Origin of the sequence: Streptomyces paromomycinus (genome assembly GCF_003865155.1) — a bacterium.
In the GTDB taxonomy this organism is placed as follows: Bacteria; Actinomycetota; Actinomycetes; order Streptomycetales; family Streptomycetaceae; genus Streptomyces; species Streptomyces chrestomyceticus.
Genome location: NZ_BHZD01000001.1, coordinates 6,996,056 through 7,017,561, shown reverse-complemented (window position 1 = coordinate 7,017,561; position 21,506 = coordinate 6,996,056). Strand labels below are relative to the sequence as shown.

The 21,506-nt window shown below is 72.2% G+C and carries 21 protein-coding genes; 8 read left to right on the top strand and 13 right to left on the bottom strand.

Features of this window, described 5'->3' with window-relative positions; all coding sequences use genetic code 11:
• Positions 1-12: 12 nt before the first annotated feature.
• From panB to OEIGOIKO_RS30260, 3 genes are all read left to right on the top strand, one after another.
• On the top strand, positions 13-948 hold the full coding sequence (gene panB / locus OEIGOIKO_RS30270) for a 3-methyl-2-oxobutanoate hydroxymethyltransferase (RefSeq protein ID WP_174857241.1): 936 nt from the start codon (positions 13-15) through the stop codon (positions 946-948).
• Between the two features lie 187 nt (positions 949-1,135).
• Positions 1,136-2,191: an ATP-binding cassette domain-containing protein gene (locus OEIGOIKO_RS30265; RefSeq protein WP_125056699.1), complete on the top strand. Its 1,056-nt coding sequence runs from the start codon at positions 1,136-1,138 to the stop codon at positions 2,189-2,191.
• A complete protein-coding gene (locus tag OEIGOIKO_RS30260; RefSeq protein ID WP_031004298.1) occupies positions 2,188-3,030 on the top strand; it encodes an ABC transporter permease in 843 nt (280 codons plus the stop codon). The genes OEIGOIKO_RS30265 and OEIGOIKO_RS30260 overlap by 4 nt, the downstream gene beginning before the upstream one ends.
• Before the next feature lie 33 nt (positions 3,031-3,063).
• Here the strand turns inward: OEIGOIKO_RS30260 and OEIGOIKO_RS30255 are convergent, their stop codons facing one another.
• Complete coding sequence (locus OEIGOIKO_RS30255) at positions 3,064-6,546, bottom strand: AfsR/SARP family transcriptional regulator (protein ID WP_125056698.1); 3,483 nt, start codon at positions 6,544-6,546, stop codon at positions 3,064-3,066.
• Positions 6,547-6,575: 29 nt separating this feature from the next.
• A complete protein-coding gene (locus OEIGOIKO_RS30250; protein ID WP_125056697.1) occupies positions 6,576-7,079 on the bottom strand; it encodes a DUF6578 domain-containing protein in 504 nt (167 codons plus the stop codon).
• A 191-nt stretch (positions 7,080-7,270) separates the two neighbouring features.
• On the opposite strand from OEIGOIKO_RS30250, the gene OEIGOIKO_RS30245 reads away from it, so the two are divergent.
• Complete coding sequence (locus OEIGOIKO_RS30245) at positions 7,271-8,059, top strand: site-2 protease family protein (RefSeq protein WP_125056696.1); 789 nt, start codon at positions 7,271-7,273, stop codon at positions 8,057-8,059.
• Positions 8,060-8,123: 64 nt separating this feature from the next.
• On the opposite strand, the gene OEIGOIKO_RS30240 is transcribed toward OEIGOIKO_RS30245, so the two are convergent.
• Together OEIGOIKO_RS30240 and OEIGOIKO_RS30235 are read right to left on the bottom strand one after the other, a co-directional pair.
• Positions 8,124-9,305 (bottom strand): methyltransferase domain-containing protein, encoded by a 1,182-nt coding sequence (locus OEIGOIKO_RS30240; RefSeq protein WP_246177629.1) that lies wholly within the window; start codon positions 9,303-9,305, stop codon positions 8,124-8,126.
• On the bottom strand, positions 9,302-9,616 hold the full coding sequence (locus tag OEIGOIKO_RS30235; protein ID WP_125056695.1) for a hypothetical protein: 315 nt from the start codon (positions 9,614-9,616) through the stop codon (positions 9,302-9,304). Before OEIGOIKO_RS30235 ends, OEIGOIKO_RS30240 begins: the two co-directional genes overlap by 4 nt.
• A 65-nt stretch (positions 9,617-9,681) precedes the next feature.
• Between OEIGOIKO_RS30235 and OEIGOIKO_RS30230 the strand changes: the two genes are divergently transcribed.
• The gene (locus OEIGOIKO_RS30230; RefSeq protein WP_125056694.1) at positions 9,682-10,656 is read left to right on the top strand and encodes a helix-turn-helix domain-containing protein; all 975 of its coding nucleotides are present in this window, start codon (positions 9,682-9,684) and stop codon (positions 10,654-10,656) included.
• A 46-nt stretch (positions 10,657-10,702) separates the two neighbouring features.
• Here the strand turns inward: OEIGOIKO_RS30230 and OEIGOIKO_RS30225 are convergent, their stop codons facing one another.
• The 7 genes from OEIGOIKO_RS30225 to OEIGOIKO_RS30195 form a co-directional block, all read right to left on the bottom strand.
• On the bottom strand, positions 10,703-10,912 hold the full coding sequence (locus tag OEIGOIKO_RS30225) for a hypothetical protein (RefSeq protein WP_125056693.1): 210 nt from the start codon (positions 10,910-10,912) through the stop codon (positions 10,703-10,705).
• Between the two features lie 182 nt (positions 10,913-11,094).
• The gene (locus OEIGOIKO_RS30220) at positions 11,095-11,400 is read right to left on the bottom strand and encodes a hypothetical protein (protein ID WP_125056692.1); all 306 of its coding nucleotides are present in this window, start codon (positions 11,398-11,400) and stop codon (positions 11,095-11,097) included.
• Between the two features lie 174 nt (positions 11,401-11,574).
• Positions 11,575-12,324, bottom strand: a complete 750-nt coding sequence (gene npdG, locus OEIGOIKO_RS30215; RefSeq protein WP_246177627.1) for an NADPH-dependent F420 reductase — start codon at positions 12,322-12,324, stop codon at positions 11,575-11,577.
• A gap of 13 nt (positions 12,325-12,337) precedes the next feature.
• A complete protein-coding gene (locus OEIGOIKO_RS30210; RefSeq protein WP_218040069.1) occupies positions 12,338-13,156 on the bottom strand; it encodes a carbohydrate ABC transporter permease in 819 nt (272 codons plus the stop codon).
• A gap of 131 nt (positions 13,157-13,287) precedes the next feature.
• Entirely contained in the window at positions 13,288-14,148 is an 861-nt protein-coding gene (locus OEIGOIKO_RS30205; protein WP_125059149.1) for a carbohydrate ABC transporter permease, read from the bottom strand.
• Positions 14,149-14,300: 152 nt separating this feature from the next.
• On the bottom strand, positions 14,301-15,665 hold the full coding sequence (locus OEIGOIKO_RS30200) for an ABC transporter substrate-binding protein (RefSeq protein WP_125056690.1): 1,365 nt from the start codon (positions 15,663-15,665) through the stop codon (positions 14,301-14,303).
• Positions 15,662-16,843 (bottom strand): sialidase family protein, encoded by a 1,182-nt coding sequence (locus OEIGOIKO_RS30195; protein ID WP_125056689.1) that lies wholly within the window; start codon positions 16,841-16,843, stop codon positions 15,662-15,664. The genes OEIGOIKO_RS30200 and OEIGOIKO_RS30195 overlap by 4 nt, the downstream gene beginning before the upstream one ends.
• Before the next feature lie 341 nt (positions 16,844-17,184).
• Between OEIGOIKO_RS30195 and OEIGOIKO_RS30190 the strand changes: the two genes are divergently transcribed.
• On the top strand, positions 17,185-18,432 hold the full coding sequence (locus tag OEIGOIKO_RS30190; RefSeq protein ID WP_246178163.1) for an MFS transporter: 1,248 nt from the start codon (positions 17,185-17,187) through the stop codon (positions 18,430-18,432).
• 107 nt (positions 18,433-18,539) lie between these two features.
• Here OEIGOIKO_RS30190 and OEIGOIKO_RS30185 read toward each other — a convergent pair whose 3' ends face one another.
• Positions 18,540-18,779 (bottom strand): hypothetical protein, encoded by a 240-nt coding sequence (locus tag OEIGOIKO_RS30185; RefSeq protein WP_125056688.1) that lies wholly within the window; start codon positions 18,777-18,779, stop codon positions 18,540-18,542.
• A gap of 66 nt (positions 18,780-18,845) precedes the next feature.
• On the opposite strand from OEIGOIKO_RS30185, the gene map reads away from it, so the two are divergent.
• Together map and OEIGOIKO_RS30175 are read left to right on the top strand one after the other, a co-directional pair.
• Positions 18,846-19,703, top strand: a complete 858-nt coding sequence (gene map, locus OEIGOIKO_RS30180; RefSeq protein ID WP_125056687.1) for a type I methionyl aminopeptidase — start codon at positions 18,846-18,848, stop codon at positions 19,701-19,703.
• 256 nt (positions 19,704-19,959) lie between these two features.
• Positions 19,960-20,649, top strand: coding sequence for a biliverdin-producing heme oxygenase (locus OEIGOIKO_RS30175; protein ID WP_125056686.1), 690 nt, complete (start codon positions 19,960-19,962; stop codon positions 20,647-20,649).
• A 50-nt stretch (positions 20,650-20,699) separates the two neighbouring features.
• Here the strand turns inward: OEIGOIKO_RS30175 and OEIGOIKO_RS30170 are convergent, their stop codons facing one another.
• Positions 20,700-21,395 carry a PhzF family phenazine biosynthesis protein gene (locus OEIGOIKO_RS30170; RefSeq protein ID WP_125056685.1) on the bottom strand — a complete coding sequence of 232 codons (696 nt, stop codon included), beginning with the start codon at positions 21,393-21,395 and terminating at the stop codon, positions 20,700-20,702.
• Positions 21,396-21,506: the final 111 nt, after the last annotated feature.

Below are 21,506 nucleotides of genomic sequence, written 5' to 3'. Positions count from 1 at the left end.
GGAGCCGTCGCCATGACGCAGCTTTCGCCTGCCCGGAACCCGTCCGCGGACGGGACGCCCACGCCCGGCGGAACCGCCGCCGCGTCCGCACCCGCCGCCGCCAAGCCCGCATCCGACAGCAGCAAGGCGCTGTACGGAGGAAAGAGCTCGCGGCGCGTGACCGTGCGCGACATCGCCGCCGCCAAGGAGCGCGGCGAGAAGTGGCCCATGCTCACCGCCTACGACGCGATGACCGCGTCCGTCTTCGACGAGGCCGGCATCCCGGTGCTGCTGGTCGGCGACTCGATGGGCAACTGCCACCTCGGGTACGAGTCCACCGTGCCGGTCACGATGGACGAGATCACGATCCTGTCCGCGGCCGTCGTCCGCGGCACCAAGCGCGCCCTGATCGTCGCCGACCTGCCCTTCGGCGCCTTCCAGGAGAGCCCGGTCCAGGCCCTGCGCAACGCCACCCGCCTGGTCAAGGAGGCCGGTGTGGGCGCGGTCAAACTGGAGGGCGGCGAGCGTTCCGCCCACCAGGTCGAGCTGCTGGTCTCCTCCGGCATCCCGGTCATGGCCCATGTCGGCCTGACGCCGCAGTCCGTCAACGCGTACGGGGGCTACCCGGTGCAGGGCCGCGGCGAGGAGGCGGCCCAGCAGCTGCTGCGCGACGCCAAGGCCGTCCAGGACGCGGGGGCCTTCTCCGTCGTCCTGGAAGCCGTACCGGCCGAGCTGGCCGCCGAGGTCACCCGCTCGCTGCACATCCCCACGGTGGGCATCGGCGCGGGCATCGGCTGCGACGCCCAGGTCCTGGTCTGGACGGACATGGCGGGCCTGACCAGCGGGCATGTGCCGCGCTTCGTGAAGCAGTACGCGAACCTGCGCGAGGTGCTGGGCGGCGCGGCCAAGGACTTCGCGGAAGAGGTCGTCGGCGGCTCGTTCCCTGCCAAGGAGCACAGCTTCCGCTGACGTGACGCCGGTGGCGGCGCCTTCCCGGCACCGCCACCGGCCCGCCGTCACCGGTTCACCGCCACCGGCCCGCCGACCCCGGCTCCGCACCGGTTCCCGCACCGGCCTCCGACCCCCGCACGGCTCCCACCTGGCCTGTCGGTCAGCTGTCGGTCGTTTGTCAGTGGGGCCTGTCATCGTGGGGGGCATGACGCGAAAGACGACATCCAACGGCGCGGGGAACGCCGTCGAAGTGCGGGGGCTGGTCAAGCACTTCGGCGAGGTGAAGGCCGTGGACGGGGTGGATCTCGACGTACGGGAAGGCACCGTGCTCGGCGTGCTCGGGCCGAACGGCGCGGGCAAGACGACGCTGGTGCGCTGCCTGTCCACACTGCTGGTCCCGGACGCCGGCACGGCGACCGTGGCGGGCTTCGACGTGGTGCGCCAGCCGCGTGCGCTGCGCCGCACCATCGGCCTCACCGGCCAGTACGCCTCGGTCGACGAGAAGCTCTCCGGCCGGGAGAACCTGTACATGATCGGCCGGCTGCTGGACCTCTCCCGCAAGGACGCCCGCGCGCGGGCCGACGAGCTGCTGGAGCGGTTCTCGCTCACCGAGGCCGCCGGCCGGGCCGCCGCCAAGTACTCCGGCGGTATGCGCCGCCGGCTGGACCTGGCCGCCTCGATGATCGGCCGGCCCGCGGTGCTGTATCTGGACGAGCCGACCACCGGCCTCGACCCCCGCACCCGCAACGAGGTCTGGGACGAGGTCCGCAGCATGGTGCGGGACGGCGCGACGGTCCTGCTCACCACCCAGTACATGGAAGAGGCCGAGCAGCTGGCCCATGAGCTGACGGTCATCGACCGCGGCCGGGTCATCGCCGAGGGCAAGGTCGACGAGCTGAAGACCAAGGTCGGCGGCCGCACGCTCCAGATACGCCCGGCGCTCGGCGCCGAGCTGGACCGGATGGTCGGCGCCATCGCGCAGGCCGGCCTGGACGGCATCGCGGGCGCCACCGCCGACCACGAGGACGGTGTGGTCAACGTGCCGATCGTCAGCGACGAGCAGCTGTCCGCCGTGGTCGGCATGCTCGGCGAGCGGGGCTTCACGATCTCCGGCATCAACACCCATCTGCCCAGCCTGGACGAGGTGTTCCTGGCCATCACCGGCCAGAAGACCTCGGAGGCCGGCAGCGGCGGCCCCGAGGACGGGCCGCGGGACCAGCAGGGCGTTCAGGACAAGCAGTTCGAGGAGGTTCCGGCATGAGTGCCGCGACGGTGGCGGCGCCGGGCAAGCCGCAGCGGCCGGGTGCCGACGAAGGCCGGATCGGCCTGCGGGCCCATCTGCGTCACACGGGCGCCCTGGTGCGCCGCAACGCGATGCAGATCAAGAACGACCCGGAGTCGATGTTCGACGCCCTGTTGATGCCGATCGTCTTCACGCTGCTGTTCGTGTACGTCTTCGGCGGCGCGATGGGCGGCAGCCTGGGCGGCGACCGTTCCGCTTACGTGAACTACATCATCCCCGGCCTGCTGGCGATGGGCGGTCTGAACATCGCCATGTCGGTCGGTTCCGGCGTCAACGACGACTTCAACAAGGGGGTGATGGACCGCTTCCGCACGATGCCGATCGCCCGTTCCTCGGTGCTGACGGCGAAGATGCTCGTGGAGTCCGGGCGGATGCTGGTCTCCACCGTCATCCTGCTGTCGCTGGCGTTCCTGATCGGTTTCGACCTGCGGACCGGCCCGCTGGAGCTGCTGGCGGCGGTCGCCCTGGCGCTGCTCTTCGGCTCCTCGCTGACCTGGATCTTCATGCTGCTCGGGCTGACCATGAAGACGCCGCAGGCGGTGCAGGGCGTGGGGTTCATGGTGCTGATGCCGCTGCAGTTCGGCTCCTCCATATTCGCCCCGCCCACGACGATGCCGGGCTGGATGGAGGCGTTCACCAAGATCAATCCGCTGTCGAACCTGGCGGACGCGGCCCGGGCCCTGATGAACGGCCAGGGCGCGGTCGCCCAGCCGGTGCTGATCACCCTGGCCTGGACCGCCGGCATCACCCTGGTCTTCGCGCCCCTCGCGGTGAACAAGTTCCGCAAGAAGACCTGAGAATCCTGACGCGTCACCTTCGCCCGGCTCGCGTCAGACGAGGGTGGTGGCCTCTTCGAGAGAGAGGCCGCCGCCTTCGGCGTACGCCCGGTCGTAGGCGGCGTCGTCGCCGAGCGCCGCGCGCGCCTCCGCCTCGGCCGCCGCCCGGTTCTTCCGGATGATCCGCTGCGGCCGGTGCGAGCGGGAGCGAAGCGCGTCGTACGCGCCGATCAGCCGCGCCGCGTCCGCGCCGCCGGCCGCCGGGCCCCGTACGCCCAGCAGCGCCCGCGCCCCGGTCAGGAGCTGGATCACCGGCAGGTCGGGCGCGACGATCTGCGTCAGTTCGTCCTGGAACAGCTCCATGGCCGACCGGATCCGGGGCAGCATGTCGGCGGCGTACTTCCCCTCCTCGATGTCCACGGAGACCAGGGACATGGCCAGCACGCCCTTGAACATCTCCGGTCCGCGCTGGCCGAACGCCTGGCGCACCTCCTCCAGGTGACCGCGCGCTTCCTGGAGACGGCCGGCGAACGTGAGGTGCATCGCGAGTGTCAGATGGGCGAACGACACCGCGTCCCGGCCGCTGTTCTGCTCCTTCGCCAGCTCCAGCACCTCGTACAGCAGTCGCTCCCCGGTCGCTTCGTCGTCATCCTCGATCAGCACGCTGCCCAGCCGGGTCTGGAGCAGCAGAACCTGGCTGCGCGCCCCGAGCTCCTCGGCGTAGCGGATGGCCGCCCGGTAGTCCTCGGCGGCGAGCGCGTACTCGCCACGCCCCTCGCGCGACTCGCCGCGCCCCGCGATGGCCTCCGCCGCGCCCCACGCGTCCCCGAGCCTGACGAAGATCTCCAGGGATTCGTCGGCGTCCCTGCGGGCCTCGGCCAGGCCGTCCGGCCGGTCGTTGAAGATCTTGGAACGCAGCTGGAGGACGAAGGCCAGCTCCCACGCGTAGCCGTACTCCCGGCAGGCGCGTACCGCGTCCTCCGTCATCTGCGCCAGCTCGTCGAACCGGCCCGTCAGCAGCACCGCGTAGTACCACATCACGCCCGGCAGCTTGCAGGTCTGCGGCATGCCGCTGCGGTAGGCGGCCAGGATGCCGGCCAGCTCGTCCCGCAGCTCCCGTTTGCGCAGCACCTCGATGTCGCTCTCGACGCTGGCCAGCCTGACCAGCCGGGCCTCGCGGCGCGCCTCCTTCAGTTGCTCGGGGTCCATCGGCGGCGGCCCGTCGATGGGCCGGGCGTGCAGGACGGGCGCCGGTTCGACGGGCAGCGCGAAGGGGTCGGGGCCGAGGGCCGCCGCGGCGGCCGACCAGGCGCGGGCGTCGGCGCGGTGGTCGCGCAGCGTCCAGAACCACTGGAGCGAGAGCACGAGGCACAGGGCTTCGTGCTCGTCGTGGGCGGCGACGGCCCGGCGCAGCGCGGTGCGCAGGTTGTCGTGTTCCAGCTCCAGCCGGTCCAGCCAGGCGCACTGCTCGGGGCCGCGCAGCAACGGGTCGGCGTTACGGGCGAGTTCGCGGTAGGCGACCAGATGCCGCCGTTCGGTCGCGGGCCGCTCCCCCGCCTCGTCCAGGCGCTCACCGGCGTACTCCGAGACGGTCTCCAGCAGCCGGTAGCGCATCCGCCCGTCGCCGTCCTGGGCCGCGACCACCAGCGACTTGTCGATCAGCGAACCGAGCAGGACGGCCACATCACGGGGCGCCACCCGCGTCCGGGAGCCCGCCACCCCGTCCGCCCCGCGCCGCCCGTCCGCCCCGTCCGCGCCGTCCGCACCCTCCACCCCGTCCCCACAGACCTCCTCCGCGACGACCAGATCGCAGCCGCCGGAGAAGACCGACAGTCGCCGCAGCACGGCCCGTTCGGCGTCGTCGAGCAGGTCCCAGGACCAGTCCACCACCGCGCGCAGCGTCTGCTGTCTGGGCAGTACGGTACGGCTCCCGCTGGTCAGCAGCCGAAACCGGTCGTCCAGCCGGTCGGCCAGCTGGCGCGGTCCGAGCAGCCGCAGCCGGGCGGCGGCCAGTTCGATGGCGAGCGGCAGCCCGTCGAGGCGCCGGCAGATCTCGGCGCAGGCGACCGGGTCGTCCTCGATGCGGAACCCGGGGCGCGCGGCGGCCCCCCGGTCGGCCAGCAGCCGCAGCGCGACCGGGTCGGGCAGCGGTTCCACCGGCCGCACCGCCTCCCCCGGCACGGCCAGCGGCTCCCGGCTGGTGGCCAGCAGCGTCACGCCGGGGCACTCGGCCAGCAGCCGGTCCGCCAGTTCGGCGGCGGCGCCGATCACGTGCTCGCAGTTGTCGAGGACCAGCAGCATCCGCCGGTTCTCGCAGAACTCGGCGAGCTGGGCCATCGGGTCGCGCGCCGACCGGTCGGAGGCGGCGCGCAGTTCCTCGGCGGTGGTGCCGCGCAGCACGGTCTCGCGCGCCCCGAGAGCGGTGAGCACCGCTTCCGGAACGGTCTGCGGGTCGTCCACGGGCGCCAGCTCCGCGAACCACACCCCGTCCGCCCAGGCGTCCGGCGCCGCGGCCGCAGCCGTCTCGGCGCTCTCCTGCGAGAGCCGCGTCTTGCCGGCACCGCCGGGGCCCAGCAGGGTCACCAGGCGGTGCGCGGCCAGGTCGGCGCGGATCGCGGCCAGGTCGTCCTCCCGGCCCACGAAGGAGGTCGGCCGCGACCGCAGGTTGCCCGGCCGGGCACCGGACCCGTTACGGGCACCGGCCCCCGCCGACGGGCTCACAGCCGTCTCCGCACCCCGCCGGCCGGACCGTCCACCACCGGGCCCCGCAGGCGGCGCCACCGCTTCCGCCGCCTCCGGCCGGTCCCCGGAGCTTCCCTCCACCCGCAGCAACTCCCCATGCAGGGTGCGCAGTTCGAGGCCGGGCTCGACACCCAGCCGATCGACGATGGCAGCCCGCACCGAGGCGTACGCGTCGAGCGCCTCCGCCGTGCGGCCCGCGGCCCGCAGGGCGCGCAGACGCAGGGCCTGGAGCGGCTCGTCCAGCGGATGGTCCGCGCACAGGGCCGCCAGCGCGGGCAAGGCCTGGCCGGGACGCCCGAGGGCGACCTCCGCGGCGAGCCGGGCACGGCGGGCGTCCAGGTGACCGCGCTCGGCGCGGGCCGCCTCACCCGCCGCCTCCGGGAGGTCGGCCAGCGCCGGGCCGCGCCAGAGCGCGAGGGCGTCGTCGAGCAGCGCGGCGGCCTTGACCGGGTCGGCGTCGGCCAGGGCCTGCGCCCCCTCGGCGGCCAGCTCCTCGAAACGGTGCAGGTCCACGTCGGACGGATCGGCAGACAGCCGGTACCCGCCGGGTACGGAGTCGATCGCGCCCCGTCCCACGGACCGGCGCAGCCGCGCGATCAGGGCCTGCAACGCGCCGGTCGCGTCGGCGGGCGGCTCCGGCCCCCACACGTCCGCGATCAGCAGGTCGGCGGCGAGCGCCCGGCCGGGCCGCAGCGCGAGCGCCGTGAGCAGTGCGCGCAGCCGCGAGCCACCGAGCGCGACGGGCGTACCGTCGCTCCGGTGAGCCTGGGCCGTACCGAGGATTCCGTAGCGCACCGCCCCATTGTCCTGCACGGGCGGCGGCTTCACGCGCCACGCTCCGCGCCCGCCACGTCCACCTCGACGAGGACACCGCACTCGACGCGGCGGCGACCCCGCCGCTCCCGCCGGGCCCCGCCCTTCCCGGCGGCCAGGTCCGTACCAGTGCCCGTACCCGCGCCGCCCCCGTCCTCCCCGACCGGATCCGCGAACCACTTCGGACAACGCTCGACCGGCCGCAGCCACCGTTCCCCCGGCACCGGATCGGCCCCCCGATACCCCACGACCACCACCTGGATGGACCGGACCCGCCCCGCGATCCTGGACGCGCCGGACCTCTTGTCCGCCGCGCCGCCGTGCAACGTGACCGTCCGCAGCAGCCCCCGCTCGTCCAGGCAGTCCGCCCAGACCGCCACGTCCGCCTCCGCGACACTCTCGAAGACCAGCGGCCACGCGACCTCGTCCCCCACCGAGAACGGCGTGCCGCAGCACTCCATCTCCCAGTCGCGGTGGAACACCCGTACCGTCCGGCCCGCGCCCGTATCCGTCATGGGCCCAGACTGCCCGGAACCTCCCGCCCGCCGCCCGTCGTTTTCCGTGCACGGCCGCCCCGTCCGCAGATACGGTCGTGGCTGCCCCGCAACAGCACCGCGCCCCGACACCGACAACGCCCCCGCACCCCCACACCCCCGCACTCCCACCCCACACCCAACCCCACGGCACCACCCAGGAGCACCACACCATGACCACATCAGCCCAGCGCGCCGACCGCCGCGTCAGCCCGGTCTTCCTCGCGCTCGTCGCCGTCATGGCGGTGTCGGGATGGGCCGTCTGGACGGGACGCCTCGCCGCGAGCCCCGGCTTCGCCGTCTTCCTCTTCGTGGTCTCCGGCTGGATCGTCTCCCTCTGCCTGCACGAGTACGCGCACGCCCGCACCGCGCTGCACAGCGGTGACATCTCCATCGGCGCCAAGGGGTATCTCACCCTCAACCCCCTCAAGTACACCCACGCGCTGCTCAGCATCGTGCTGCCGGTGATCTTCGTGATCATGGGCGGCATCGGCCTGCCGGGCGGCGCGGTCTTCATCGAACGCGGCCGTATCCGCGGCCGCTGGCGGCACAGCCTGATCTCGGCGGCCGGTCCCCTCACGAACATCCTCTTCGCGGCCGTCGTCTCGGCCCCCTTCTGGCTGGGCGCCATGGACGGCGTCCCCCAGCAGTTCCGCTTCGCCCTCGCCTTCCTGGCCCTCCTCCAGGTCACGGCCGCCATCCTCAACTTCGTCCCGGTCCCCGGCCTGGACGGCTACGGCGTCATCGAACCCTGGCTCTCGTACAAGATCCGCCGCCAGGTGGAGCCCATCGCCCCGTTCGGCCTGATCGCCGTCTTCGGCCTGCTGTGGATCCCCGGCGTCAACGCCGTCTTCTTCGACGCGGTGGACGCCATCCTGCGCGCTCTCGGCATCACCAACTGGGACACGTACTTCGGCCAGCAGCTGTTCCGCTTCTGGCAGGGGGAGCCGATGGTTCCGTAAGGGGCGCGACGGGGCCGTTCGCGCACGTCGCGCCCATGGTCGGCTGCCCGCTGTCCGTACGCGGTCAGCCGGGCACCGGCCTCTCCGGCGAATCCAGCCACACCCGCTCGCCCTCGCCGTCACCGGCACCGCCCACGGTCAGCCCGAAGCGCTCGAATCCCGGCCGCCCCTGCCGCTCCCACCAGCGGTACGCGACAACCACCTCGTCCCACAGCTTCCGGGGCCCGTACTGGTACACCTCGAACTCCCGGCGCCCCGGTACGTGGTCGACCGTCGCCCAAGACGTGACCGCCGTGTCCCGGAGCCACAGCGTGCAGGAACCGTCCGCGTACGGCTCCGTCCACGGCAAGGCGTCCGGGACCTGCACTCCGATGGCGAACATGACATGCCAGTCCCCGACTTCCTCCGGGGAAAGAGAAGTCGTACTGCGCACTCCGTCCGCCGGCCACGCGCGGCCCCCGAGATATTCCCGTACGTGTTGACGTCCGACGCGTTGGGCGCGGAGCCGCATGAACGCCGACGACCCCACGAAACGGCCCGCCGCCGTACCGTCCCCGAAGACCGTGAGGCGGACCACCGCCTCGCCACCGTAAACCGGCCCCCAGGGAGCGACGATGACGCCGCCCGACCTCGTCTGCGCGACCCACGGGCGGGGCACACTGCCGACGGAACATGTGGCGATCACCCGGTCGTACGGGCCGCTCCCCACGCACCCCTCGGCCCCGTCCCCGACCACCGTGACCGGCTCGAACCCCGCCGCCTTCAGGCGCCGCCGCGCGTCCCGGGCGCTGCCTTCGTCCACCTCCACGGTCACGACGTTCTCCGCCCCGGCCCGGTGCGACAGCAGAGCCGCGTTCCAGCCCGTACCGGTGCCGATCTCCAACACCCGGTGACCCTTTTCGACGCTCAACGCGTCCAGCATCGAGAAGACCATCGTCGGCATGGAACTGGAGCTGGACGGAACCTTGCCCTTTCCGGCCCCGGTGTACGCCCCGTCGTCCCACTGCGTCGTGATCGGCGCATCCCGGTGAACGGCCGCCCACCACGTATCGGGGTCGTCGTCGCGGACCACTCGGTCGTCCTGCCTGTTCATGCCGCCATGACCGGGCCAGATCAGTTCGGGCACGAACAGATGACGCGGTACGGCCTCGTACGCGGGCAGCCAGTCACTCGTCAGCGTGCCCTTTTCCATGAGTACAGCGGCGAGCCTTTCCGGGCCCGCCGCCATGCCGTCGTGCACGGTCACCGGCCCTCCGCCGGACCCTGGCCGTCGTTCGTGTTGCCGCCCTCGTCGGAGCCGCCGCCACCGTGCTTGTTGCCGCTGTCGCTGTCGTCCTGCGGGTTGCCGCTCATCACGGGCCAGTGGCGCGGGTGCCGCCGGATCTCGCGACTCGCTTCCACAGCCACAAAGACGAGCCCCGCGGCCCGCGCCCCGGTACGACGCTCCCCCTCCGCGACGCAGCGGGCGCAGCCTTCCTTGGGGGCGGGGTCGATGTCCCCGGCGAAGGGGTCGAGCAGGTGGACGGGGCGGTCGAGGATTCCTCGGTGTTCGTTCATGAGGCCATCGTTCCGGCGTACCGTGAGTCACGGAAAGTGGTGACGTGATGACTTGGCGGTGACTCGTGGTGGCACAGTTCGGGGAGCAGCTCCGCAGAGCCCTCAAAGCCCGTGGTCTTTCCATCCGCGAGGCCGCACGCCGACTCAGTTACGACCCTGCCTACTTGAACAGAGTGGTGAACGGCCGCCAGATCCCTTCGTCACACCTCGTCGATCGGCTGGACCACCTGCTCGGCGCCGAGGGCGCCATTGTCACTGTCGCGGCCTCGCTGACCCCGGACGACCGCGGACGCATCAGCCGCGCCATCGCGCGCCCGACCAGGCTGGACCGACAAGCGGTTGACGCACTGGCGGGCGTGCTGGCCGCGCAACGCCGGCTGGACGATGCCGTCGGGGCGGCGCCTCTGATTCACCCGACCGAAGCACAGCTGCTCACCGTGAAACATCTGCTGCGCGATGCTCGCGGGCCACACCGCGACGCACTGCTCGGCGTTGTCGCGGAGTACGTGCAGTTCACCGGCTGGTTGCATGCGTCGGCCGGAAACCACGTCGAGGCATCGATACACCTGCACGACGCCGTGGACCTCGCTGACGAAGCGGAGGACGGGACGCTCGCGGCTCAGGCACTCAACTTCCGGGGCTACATCGCGCGTCGCCAGAGGCGCCCGACGGCCGTCGCCCGGTGGTTCGAGTTCGCGTACCGCACACCGGGCGCCCACGCCGCACAGCGCATGGGAGACGCGGCACAGGCGGCCCAGGGATATGCGCAGACCGGGGACCGGGAGACGGCCAAACGCCTCCTCGGCGAGGCGGCGGGCCTCACGGATGCCGCCCGCGAGCAGCCGCCCGGCACGGCTTACTGGCTCACGCCCGATTTCCAACGTCTGTCCCTCGGCCTGGCCCACCTGGGCATGGCCGAGTACGGCGTCGCAGCCGACCATCTCCGTGCAGGGCTGAACGGTCTCCCTACCGAGCAGCGTCACGCCGACTGGACCTCTGAGTACCGGACGGCGCTGCGGGACGCGGAAAGGGCTCGGTGAGGAGAAGAGAGGAAAGCAACGAGGCCGGGTCTAGCTGCCCCCTGGCTCAGTGCGCGCCGGCGACCGGGGTCCCTGCCCCTTCCCGCCTCTGGCGGTCCATCTTCGCCTTGCGTACGTAGAACCACGCCATGTTGCTGGAGATGCCCGCCATCAGGATCCACACGATGCCGAGCCAGCTGCCCTGGACGAAGGAGACGACGGCCGCGGCGACGGCGAGGGCGAAGACGACGAGGGCGAAGACGGCGAGGCGGGGCATGGGGTCGGCTCCTGTGCGAGGGGTATGGGGGTTTTCCTCCAGTGTCCACCATGGGGTCGGAGGCGTGGCCCCAGGCCCCGGTGGCCGGGACGTACGGGCAGGGCACCGGGGCCGGCGGGCCCGGGTGGGGGGCCGGAGGGGCCCGTGGTGGGGCGGGGGCGGCCCGGCGGCCGCCCCCAGGATCAGTCGGTCAGCTCTCCCGTGACGTAACGCCGCGCCTCGCGGCGCCCCGCGTAGCGGGTCCTGCGGTTGCCGGCCTTGGCGTAGTCCTGCCACTCCTTGACGCAGCCGCGGCGATGGCAGCCCGCGCAGCAGGTGGAGCCGGACAGGATCATGCCGGGGTCCTCCCACCGGCAGCGGGTCTCCGCGGGCCTCCGCGTCGGGTGCGGCGGCAGGTCGCAGGGGCCGTAGCGGTGGTCGTGGACGGGGCGGGGGCCGTGTTCCGCGTGGCGTATCCACAGGGGTTTCGTCTTGTCCGTACGGGACATCGCGTTCCTTCCGGAACCCGCCGCCCGTGCTCCCGGACTGTCCGGGCGGGCGGCCGGGGCAACCACCGCATGGGTCACGCTCCTTCCCTCGCCCGCCGTACCGGGCGCCGTGCCCTCCACGGAAGTGGACAGCCTTGCAGGATATCGGCCGGCCCGGCCGGAGGCTACCGGTGGCTAGACATCCGTGAGCCGCAGGCCCGCGTGTGCCTTGTAGCGCCGGTTGGTGGAGATCAGGTTGGCGACCAGGGACTCCACCTGGTGCGCGTTGCGCAGGCGGCCGGCGAAGACGCCGCGCATGCCGGGGATGCGGGCGGCGAGGGCCTGGACCTGGTCGGTGTCGGCGCGGGACTCTCCGAGGACCATCACGTCGGTGTCGATCTCTTCGATCTCCGGGTCCTGGAGGAGGACGGCGGAGAGGTGGTGGAAGGCGGCGGTGACGCGGGAGTCGGGGAGCAGGGCCGCGGCCTGTTCGGCGGCGCTGCCTTCCTCCGGCTTGAGCGCGTAGGCGCCCTTCTTGTCGAAGCCGAGCGGGTTGACACAGTCGATGACGAGTTTGCCGGTCAGCTCTTCGCGGAGGGACTGGAGGGTCTTGGCGTGGCCTTCCCACGGGACGGCGACGATGACGATGTCACTGCGCCGCGCGCACTCGGCGTTGTCCGCGCCTTCGACGCCGTGGCCCAGCTCGTCCGCGGCGGTCCGGGCGCGCTCCGCCGCGCGCGAGCCGATGATCACCTTCTGGCCGGCCCGGGCGAGCCGGTAGGCCAGGCCGCGCCCCTGGTCGCCGGTGCCGCCGAGGACGCCGACGACGAGGCCGGACACGTCGGGGAGGTCCCAGGGGTCCCGCTTGAGCGCCTTCTTGGCTTCGGTGGCGACGTTCACGGGCTGCGCGTCGTTGCCGGTCGTCGCGTCGTCAGGAGTAGTCATGACAGCGATACTGTCACGCCTTCACGCTGCCCTCGGTGAGCCCCGTACGCCAGTACCGCTGCAGGACGGTCATCAGCACCATCAGCGGCACCACGGACAGGAACGCGCCGCCCACCGTGTACTGGTACAGCTCCGGCCGGCGGTCCGCGTAGCCGGTCCAGGAGGTCAGGCCGAGCTGGATCGGATACAGGTCGGAGTCGGAGAGCATGACCAGCGGCAGGAAGTAGTTGTTCCAGATGTGGACGAACTGGAAGAGGAAGACGGTGACGAGGGCCGGGGTCATCAGGCGCAGGCCCAGGCTCGCGAAGATGCGGGCCTCGCCCGCGCCGTCGATGCGGGCCGCTTCCAGGAGCGCGTCGGGTACGGCGGCCGCCGCGTAGATCCGGCAGAGGTAGACGCCGAAGGGGCTGACGACGCTGGGGAGGAGGACGGCCCAGTAGGTGTTGGCGAGGCCCATGGTGCTGAAGAGGAAGTAGAGGGGGAGGGCGAGGGCGGTACCGGGGATCAGGACGCCTGCGAGGACGAGGTTGAAGACGGCTTCGCGGCCCGGGAACGGGAATTTGGCGAGCGCGTAGCCGGCCGCTGCGGAGAGCAGGGTGGCGGCGAGCGCGCCGGCGCCCGCGTACAGGAGCGAGTTGGTGAACCAGCGGACGTAGATGCCGTGGTCGTAGGTGAGGACGTCCCGCAGGTGTTCCAGGGGGCGCGGGTGGGCGAACCAGAAGCCGAAGGTGCCGAAGAGGTCGGCGCTGTTCTTGGTGGCGGAGACGACGAGCCAGTAGACGGGGGTGAGGAAGTAGAGGGCGGCGACGGTGAGGAGGGCGGCGGTGATGATGCGGTAGCGGAGGGGTGGGCGGGTGGCGGAACGGGAGGGGGCGGAGCGGCGCGTGGGGCTTGCGGACTGCCGTACGGAAGCGGCGCGTCCGACGGAGTCGCGGCCGGCGGCATCGCCTCCGGCGGCCCCGCTCACCGCTCGCGCCCGTCGCCGCGCTGCCCGACCAGCCGCAGGAAGCCGAACGACAGCACGCAGGCGACCAGTGCCAGCAGCACCGCCTCGGCCGCCGCGACGTGCTGGTTGTTGCTGACGAACGCCTCGCTGTAGGCGTGCAGGTTGGGCGTGAAGCCGGAGTCGATGGTGGCGGCGAGGGGCCGTAGCACCATCGGCTCGGCGAACATCTGGAGCGTGCCGATGATGCTGAAGACGGTGGTCAGCACGAGCGCGGGCCGGATCAGCGGGATCTTGATGTGCCGGGCGATGTGCCAGGCGTTCGCGCCGTCGATGCGCGCCGCCTCGTACAGCTCGTCCGGTACGGCTTTGAGCTGGGAGATCAGTACGAGCATGTTGTAGCCGGTGAACTGCCAGACGACGATGTTGGCGATGGACCACAGGACGGTGCCCCGGGCGAGGAAGTCCACGTGCAGGCCGAGCGACCCGGCGATCTCCACGAGCGGGCTGATGCCCGGCACGTACAGGAAGCCCCACAGGATGGAGGCGATGACGCCGGGGACGCCGTACGGCAGGAAGAACGCGCTGCGGAAGAACGTGACGCCGCGCGCGCTCGCGCTCTCCAGGAGGAGGGCGAGGACGGTCGCCAGGGCGATCATCAGCGGTATCTGTACGACACCGAAGAGCAGGACCCGGCCGAATCCGGTCAGGAAACGGTCGTCGGTGAGCGCGTGCGCGTAGTGGGTGAGGCCCGCGAAGACCTCGCGCTCCTCACCGCCGAGGCCGAGCGGGCCGGTGCGCTCGGTGCGGTGCAGGCTCTGGTGGACGGCGTAGCCGATCGGGGCGACGAAGCAGAGGAGGAAGAGGGTGAGGAAGGGCAGGACGAAGGCGGCCGCGGCGCGGGCGTTGCGGGCTTCGGTACGGGTGAGGCGGGCGTGACGAGCATGGCGGGTATGACGGGCGTGCCGGGTGCGACGGGTGCGACGGGTGCGCTGTACGCGGTCGGTGGCGGCCCGGCCCCGGTCCGTTCCGCTCACCCGCCGCTCTCCACCTTCAGGCCCTTGCCCCGCAGGTCGGAGACGGTCTGCGCCTGTACGGTCCGGAGTACGGAGCGGAACGATCCGCCGCTGTCCAGCGCCTCGGTGAACCCGTCACCGAGCCGCTGGTAGAGGGTGTCCACGCCGGGCCCCCACTGCCAGCTGGTGTCGACGTGCGCGCCCGCGTCCGCGAAGACCCTGCTGTACGCCTGTCCGCCGAAGAAGTCCTGGTACACGTCGAGGTCGGACGTGGCGTAGCCCTTCTTCGCGCTCGGGAAGCCGTAGCCGCCGTCGATCAGCAGCGCGATGGACTTCGGGTCGCTGTTGAGCCACAGGGCGAAGTCCAGCGCGTCCTTGGGGTAGGAGGCTTTCGCGAAGACGGCGGTGGTCGAACCGCCCCAGTTGGCGTGCGAGTCGGCGCCCTTCTGCCACTGCGGAAGGGGCGCGGCCCGCCATTTCCCCTTGGTCCCGGGCGCGTTGCCCGCCAGCAGCGCGTCGCCCCAGCTGGCGCCGATCCAGGCCGGGACGGCGCCGGTCTGGATGTCCTTGTACCAGGCGTTCTGCCGGTCGGGGATGGTCTTGACGAGCTTGCGCCGGACCAGCGACTCCCAGTAGTCGGCGACCTTGCGGGTGGGCTCGTCGTCGATGTGCACGGTCCAGGTGTCGCTCTGGGCTGCGTACCACTTGGCGCCCGCCTGCCAGGCCAGCCCGGCGAACCGGTTGCCGTTGGTGGGGGAGAACGTCTCGATCCAGGCGCCCTGCCGTCGCACCGCTTTGGCGGCCTCCTCGTAATCGTCCCAGGTCTGCGGGATCTGGATGCTCCACTTGTCGAAGAGGTCCTGGCGCAGGAAGAGCCCCATCGGCCCGGACGCCTGCGGGACGGCGTAGACGCCCTTGCCGAACACCGACTGCTGCCACTGCCAGCCCACGAAACGGTCCTTGTAGCGGGTGGCGCCGAGCGCGGACAGGTCCATCAGCGCGTTGTCGAGCAGGAAGCTGGGGACGACGGGGAACTCGATCTGGGCGAGGTCCGGCGGGTTCCCGGCTTTGACGGCGGCGTGCATCTTGGCGTACTGGCGGCCGTCGACGGCGGACACCGTCTCCACGTCGACCTGCACGTCCGGGTGCTCGCTGTTCCACAGGTCCACCGGCTTGTCGATGCCCGGCACCCAGGACCAGAAGGAGAGCGTGATCTGCTGGCCCTTCTTGCGCTCCTTGGGCGCCGCTCCGTTGTCACCGTCGCCGCTGCCGCAGCCGGCCAGCGTGAACCCGGCGGCCGCGGCGGCCCCGCCGAGCAGGGCCCGGCGGCGAAGGCGGCCCGGCCCCTGGCCCCGGCCGTTGTCGTCCGTACCGGTGCTCATGCCAGCTCCTCCACGGGGATGCGGCGGAAGGTGATGGTCGAATAGGCGCTGAAGTCGCCCGTCTCGTAGAGCAGCCCGACGGTCGCCGCGTCGATCCGTACGAGGTCGGAGTAGGCGGCCGGGAGCCCGTCGACGGTGTGCGCGGGGTGCCAGGTCAGGCCGCGGTCGCGGCTGGCCCGTACGGTCATCAGGGCGCGGGCGTCCGGGTCGGCGGGGCCGGAGAAGAGCAGCACGTCGGGCTCCCCCAGGTGCAGCACGCTGCCCTCGACGACGGGCCCGGCCAGTCCGGCCTGCGGGCGGAACGGTCTGATCAGGCGCTCACCGGCGTCCGCGGGGGCGGAGTGGGCGTCGGCGCGGTTGCCGGGGGCCGGGGAGTCGTTGCGGGTGTTGAAGTAGAGGGTGCCGTCGGGGAGTTCGGCGGCGGTCGTCTCGTTGGCGTTGATGTAGCCGTTGGGGTTGCTGTCCAGGTAGCCGATGCGCCAGTTCGCGCCTTCGTCGTCGCTGAGCAGGACGTGGCCGCCGTTGTAGCGGCCCTCGGTGCCGTTGTCACCGGAGAAGGTGGGGGCGATGGAGTGGTTGGCCGGGACGACCAGGCGGCCGGCGTGCGGGCCGTGCCGGAGCTGGAGGGCGTGGCCGGGGGTGGTGGCGTACCAGCGCCAGTTGGAGCGCTTGGCCTGGTCCGTGATCTCGCGCGGCTCGGACCAGGTGGCGCCCTCGTCGTCGCTGTGCTGCACCCAGACGCGCCGCGCGTCGGCTGCGGACACCAGGCCGCGGCGGATGCGGTCCTCGGTGGCCGTGGCGGCGCTGCGTACGTGGACGAGGACGATCCGGCCGCCGTCCAGCACGACCGGGGCCGGGTTGCCCGCCGTACCCGTGCCGTTGCGGGCGACGGTCTGGAGCGGGCCCCAGGTGCGGCCGCCGTCGGCGGAGCGTTTCAGCACGATGTCGATGTCACCGTGGTCGGCGGCGCTGTGCACCCGGCCTTCGGCGAAGGCGAGCAAAGTGCCGGGGTCGGTGGCGGAACCGGATCCGGGGCCGGAATCGCTGGAGGCGCCGGACCCGGGGTCGGTGGCGGTGTCGTCGGAAGCCGTGGCGCCGGTGCCGACCACGGCCGGGATGCGGAAGCTCGCGTAACCCTCGGACCCGGCACGGAACGGAACGGAAGTCTGGTGAGCCATGGGTCCTCCCCCGGCAGACCGGACGTAGGACGTCCTCTGTCAGCGTGACCATAGGGAGCCCCCAACTGACCGTCAAGGCACGGCACACGGATGGCGCGGGCCGCCACCCGACTGCGTCACCACGGCGCCCTGAGCACCGGAAAGCCGCCTGTCGGACACCTGGCGTACACCTCCGTCCGGCCCGGCCGCCCGCCCGATATTCCGTTGCCCGCCGCACCGGCGCCGCCGCACGATGGTGCGTTGTGACCGAAGAAGACCCTTCCCCTCCGAAACGTCCGCGCCGGGCCGCCGCCCTGCTCCCCGACCTGGCGCCGTGGCGCTCCTCCGCCGACTTCCGCCGGATGTGGTGCGCGGGCGCGGTGACCGTGTTCGGGTCGTTCCTGACGCTGGTCGCCGTACCGTTTCAGCTCAAGGAGCTGACCGGGTCGACGCTCGCGGTCGGCGCGGTGGGCGCGGTGGGCGCGGTGGAGATCGTGCCGCTGATCGTCTTCGGCCTGTACGGCGGTGCGCTCGCGGACGCCATGGACCGCCGCAAGCTCATCCTGTGGACCGAGGCCGCCCTCGGGCTGCTGTCGGTGCTGCTGCTCGTCAACAGCCTGCTGCCGGCCCCGCTGATCTGGCCGCTGTACGTGATCGTGGCGGCGACCAGCGCGCTGACCGGGCTCCAGCGCCCGGCCCTCGACTCGATCGTGCCGCGCATCGTCCCGCACGACCAGCTGCCCGCCGCGTCCGCGCTGAATGCCCTGCGCTGGCAGGTCGGCGCCATCGCCGGGCCCGCGCTGGCCGGTGTGCTGCTGGCGTACGCGGGGCTGCGGTGGGCGTACGCGATCGACGCCGTCACGTACGCGATATCCGTCGCCCTCGCGGTCGGGCTGGCGGCCTCGCCGCCTTCGCACGACGCCGAGAAGCCGTCGCTGCGCGGCATCTGGGAGGGCGCGCGTTACGCCTGGAACCGCAAGGAACTGCTCGGTACGTACGCCGTCGACCTGACCGCCATGCTCTTCGCCTTCCCGATGGCGATCTTCCCGTTCCTCGCGGACGATCTGGGCGCGCCGTGGGCCCTGGGACTGATGTACGCGGCGCTGCCGGCCGGGTCCTGTCTGGTCAGCCTGACCAGCGGCTGGACCTCGCGGGTGCACCGGCACGGTCGGGCGGTGCTGTACGCGGCGGCGGCCTGGGGGCTGGCGATGACCGCGGCGGGCTGGGCGTCCAACGTCTGGCTGGTGCTGCTGAGCCTGGCCGCGGCCGGGGCGTGCGACATGGTCAGCGGCATCTTCCGGTCCGCCATGTGGAACCAGACCATCCCCGACGAGCTGCGCGGCCGGCTGGCCGGCATCGAGCTGCTGTCGTACTCGGTCGGGCCGCAGCTCGGCCAGGTCCGCTCGGGCGGCATGGCGGCCGTCACGTCCGTACGGACGTCGGTGTGGGCGGGCGGCGTGCTGTGCGTGGCCGGGGTGGTGGGGCTGGCCGCGGCGCTCCCGAAGCTGCTGGCGTACGACGCGCGGACGAACGAGCACGCGGTGCGCATGCGGGAGATCCGTACGGCGCGGGCGGAGCCGGGGAGGGCGGAGACGACACCGGCGGCGTGACCGGGAGCGGGCCCGGCGGCGTGACCGGGAAGCCAGCCCGGCGGCGTGACCGGGAGCGGGCCCGGCGGGGCCCGGGCCGGGGTGCGCCCCCGGCCCTGCCCCTGCCCCTACTCCTGGCCCTTCTCCTGCCCCGTCCCCTGCCCCTTCTCGTGCCAGCGGGGGTCGGTCTCCCACTCCAGATTGCGTTCGCGGGCGGTCTCCATCGCGTGGGCCGCCTCCTCGCGCGTCGTGTACGGGCCGAAGCGGTCGGCGGCGCGGCACTCGGGGCCCTCTTCGACCGTTCCGTGCTTGAGGCAGTAGTACCACTCGCCGGGCCTGCCGGCCGTCCGCCTCTTGAACAGCGCCATCACGCCTCCTGTCTGCGACACCTGTGCCGCCATCCTGCCCGATGGGCCACGGATACACTCGCTGGCATGTCTGGCCAGTCGCTTCTTGTCCCGGGGAAGATCTCCCCCACCCGCCCCGTCCCCGCCTCCGTCCCGCGTCCCGAGTACGTGGGCAAGGCCGCGCCCACCCCGTACACGGGCCCGGAGGTGCAGGACGCGGAAACGATCGAGCGGATGCGCGTCGCGGGGCGGATCGCCGCCCAGGCGATGGAGGAGGCCGCCAAGCTGATCGCCCCGGGTGTGACCACCGACGAACTGGACCGGGTCGCGCACGAGTTCATGTGCGACCACGGCGCCTACCCCTCCACCCTCGGCTACCGGGGCTTCCCGAAGTCCCTGTGCTCCTCGGTCAACGAGGTCATCTGCCACGGCATCCCGGACTCGACCGTCCTCCAGGACGGCGACATCGTGAACCTGGACGTGACCGCGTACATCAACGGCGTGCACGGCGACAACAACGCCACGTACCTGTGCGGCGACGTGGACGAGGAGTCCAAGCTCCTGGTCGAGCGCACCCGCGAGTCCCTGAACCGCGCGATCAAGGCGGTCAAGCCGGGCCGCCAGATCAACATCATCGGCCGGGTCATCGAGTCGTACGCCAAGCGTTTCGGCTACGGGGTCGTCCGCGACTTCACCGGCCACGGGATCAACTCGTCGTTCCACTCCGGTCTGATCGTCCCGCACTACGACAGCCCGCACCACACCACCGACATCAAGCCCGGCATGACCTTCACCATCGAGCCGATGCTGACGCTGGGCACCCACGAGTACGACATGTGGGAGGACGGCTGGACGGTGGTGACGAAGGACCGCAGGCGCACCGCGCAGTTCGAGCACACGCTCGTCGTCACGGAGACCGGCGCGGAGATCCTCACCCTTCCGTAGCCCTCGTCCTCCCGTAACGCTCGCCCTCCCGTAGCGCTCACTCCCGTAGCGCTCGGCGTTCCGGCCCCCGCGGCTTCCGCCTTCCCGTGCCGTGGGGGCTTTCGTCGCGGGGTTTTTACCGACATGATGTCGGGAACATTGCCGACACGACGTCGGCACAGTTGCCGACACCCCGTCGGGAACGGGTTGACTTAGGTAAGCCTAACCAACCACAATCTGTTCCCGTACGCACCCCATCGGTCCCCGGAGGTCCGCCTTGGCCGCGCCCAGCTCGACCCCGTCCGCGCACGCCGCCGCATCGGTGCCGTTCTCCACCCTGATCCGCACCGCGTCGCACGAGCAGCACACGGAGGCCGAGAACTCGTCCTTCATGGGCGACCTGCTCGGCGGCAAACTGGGCGTCACGGCCTACCGGCGCTACACCGAGCAGTTGTGGTTCGTCTACCGCGCGCTGGAAGGCGCCGCCGAGGCGCTCGCCGGGGACCCGGTCGCAGGACCGTTCCTGCGGCCGGAACTGGTCCGTACGGCAGAGCTGGAGCGGGACCTGACCCACCTCGGCGGCCCGTCCTGGCGTACGGGCCTGGAGCCGCTGCCGGCCACCGCCGCGTACGCCGACCGCGTCACCGAATGCGCCGCCCGCTGGCCCGCCGGTTACGTCGCGCACCACTACACCCGCTACCTCGGCGACCTCTCCGGCGGCCAGATCATCCGCGGCACGGCCGAGAAGACCTGGGGCTTCACCCGCAAGGGCGACGGCGTGCGCTTCTACGTCTTCGAAGGGATAGGCAACCCCGCCGCCTTCAAGCGGGAGTACCGCGAGCTGCTGGACGCGCTGCCGGTGGACGACCTGGAGAAGCAGCGGGTGGTCGACGAGTGCAAGCGCGCCTTCGCGCTCAACACGGCGGTCTTCCGTGAGCTGGGGGAAGAGTTCCCGCTGAGCGCGTGAGGTGACGGGCAGGGCCCCCGGGCCCCGTCCCGTTCCGCTCCGGCATCCGGTCAGGGCGTCGTCCGTACGGGCACGACCCGGCCGCCCAGCGCGATCGTGCCGTCCGCGTGCGGCCGCGTCAGGATGCGGGAGCCGGTGCCCTGGCGGACGTCCAGGGCCCGGCCGAGTTCATGGGTGAGGGTGAGCGCCGCCGCGCCGGTGGCCTCGTCCTCCACGATGCCGTCTCCGCGACGCGGGAAGAAGCGGGCGCATACCGTGCCCGCGCCCCGGTCCCGCCACGCCCACACGTAGAGCGGGCCGTCCCCCGGCGGCGGTCCGGGCAGCGCCTCCACGTCCGCCGCCGTCGCGTACTCCTGCGTACGGCGCCCCGTGGACCACTCCGGACGCCCCCGCACCCAGACGCACTCCCCGTCGTACGTGACCGGCACCTCGCCGGCCGGCGGGCGCAGCATGCTTACCGGCTGCCCCAAGTGCCGCAGCAGCCACGCCGTACCGACGAGCGGGTGTCCGGCGAAGGGCAGCCGGACGCTGGGCGTGCGGATGTCGATCCGGCCGGGCCGGCCACGGCCCGGGCCGTCGAGGAACACCGTCTCGCTGAAGCCGAGTTCGGCGGCGAGGGCCTGACGCGCGGCGCCGTCCGGTACGGCCGCTCCGTTCCGTACGACGCCCAACGGGTTGCCGCCCCGGCCGTCCGGGCCGCAGAAGACGCGTACGACGTGCAGTTCAGGGGTTCGGATCGCCGGCATGGCCGTATTCCATCGCAGGTGCGGCAGCGGCGGGCCACCGGGGGCTCGCCGGAACGCCGAAGTACCCGCCGCGCGGAGGCGTGCGCGGCGGGTACGGCCGGCCCCTGGGCC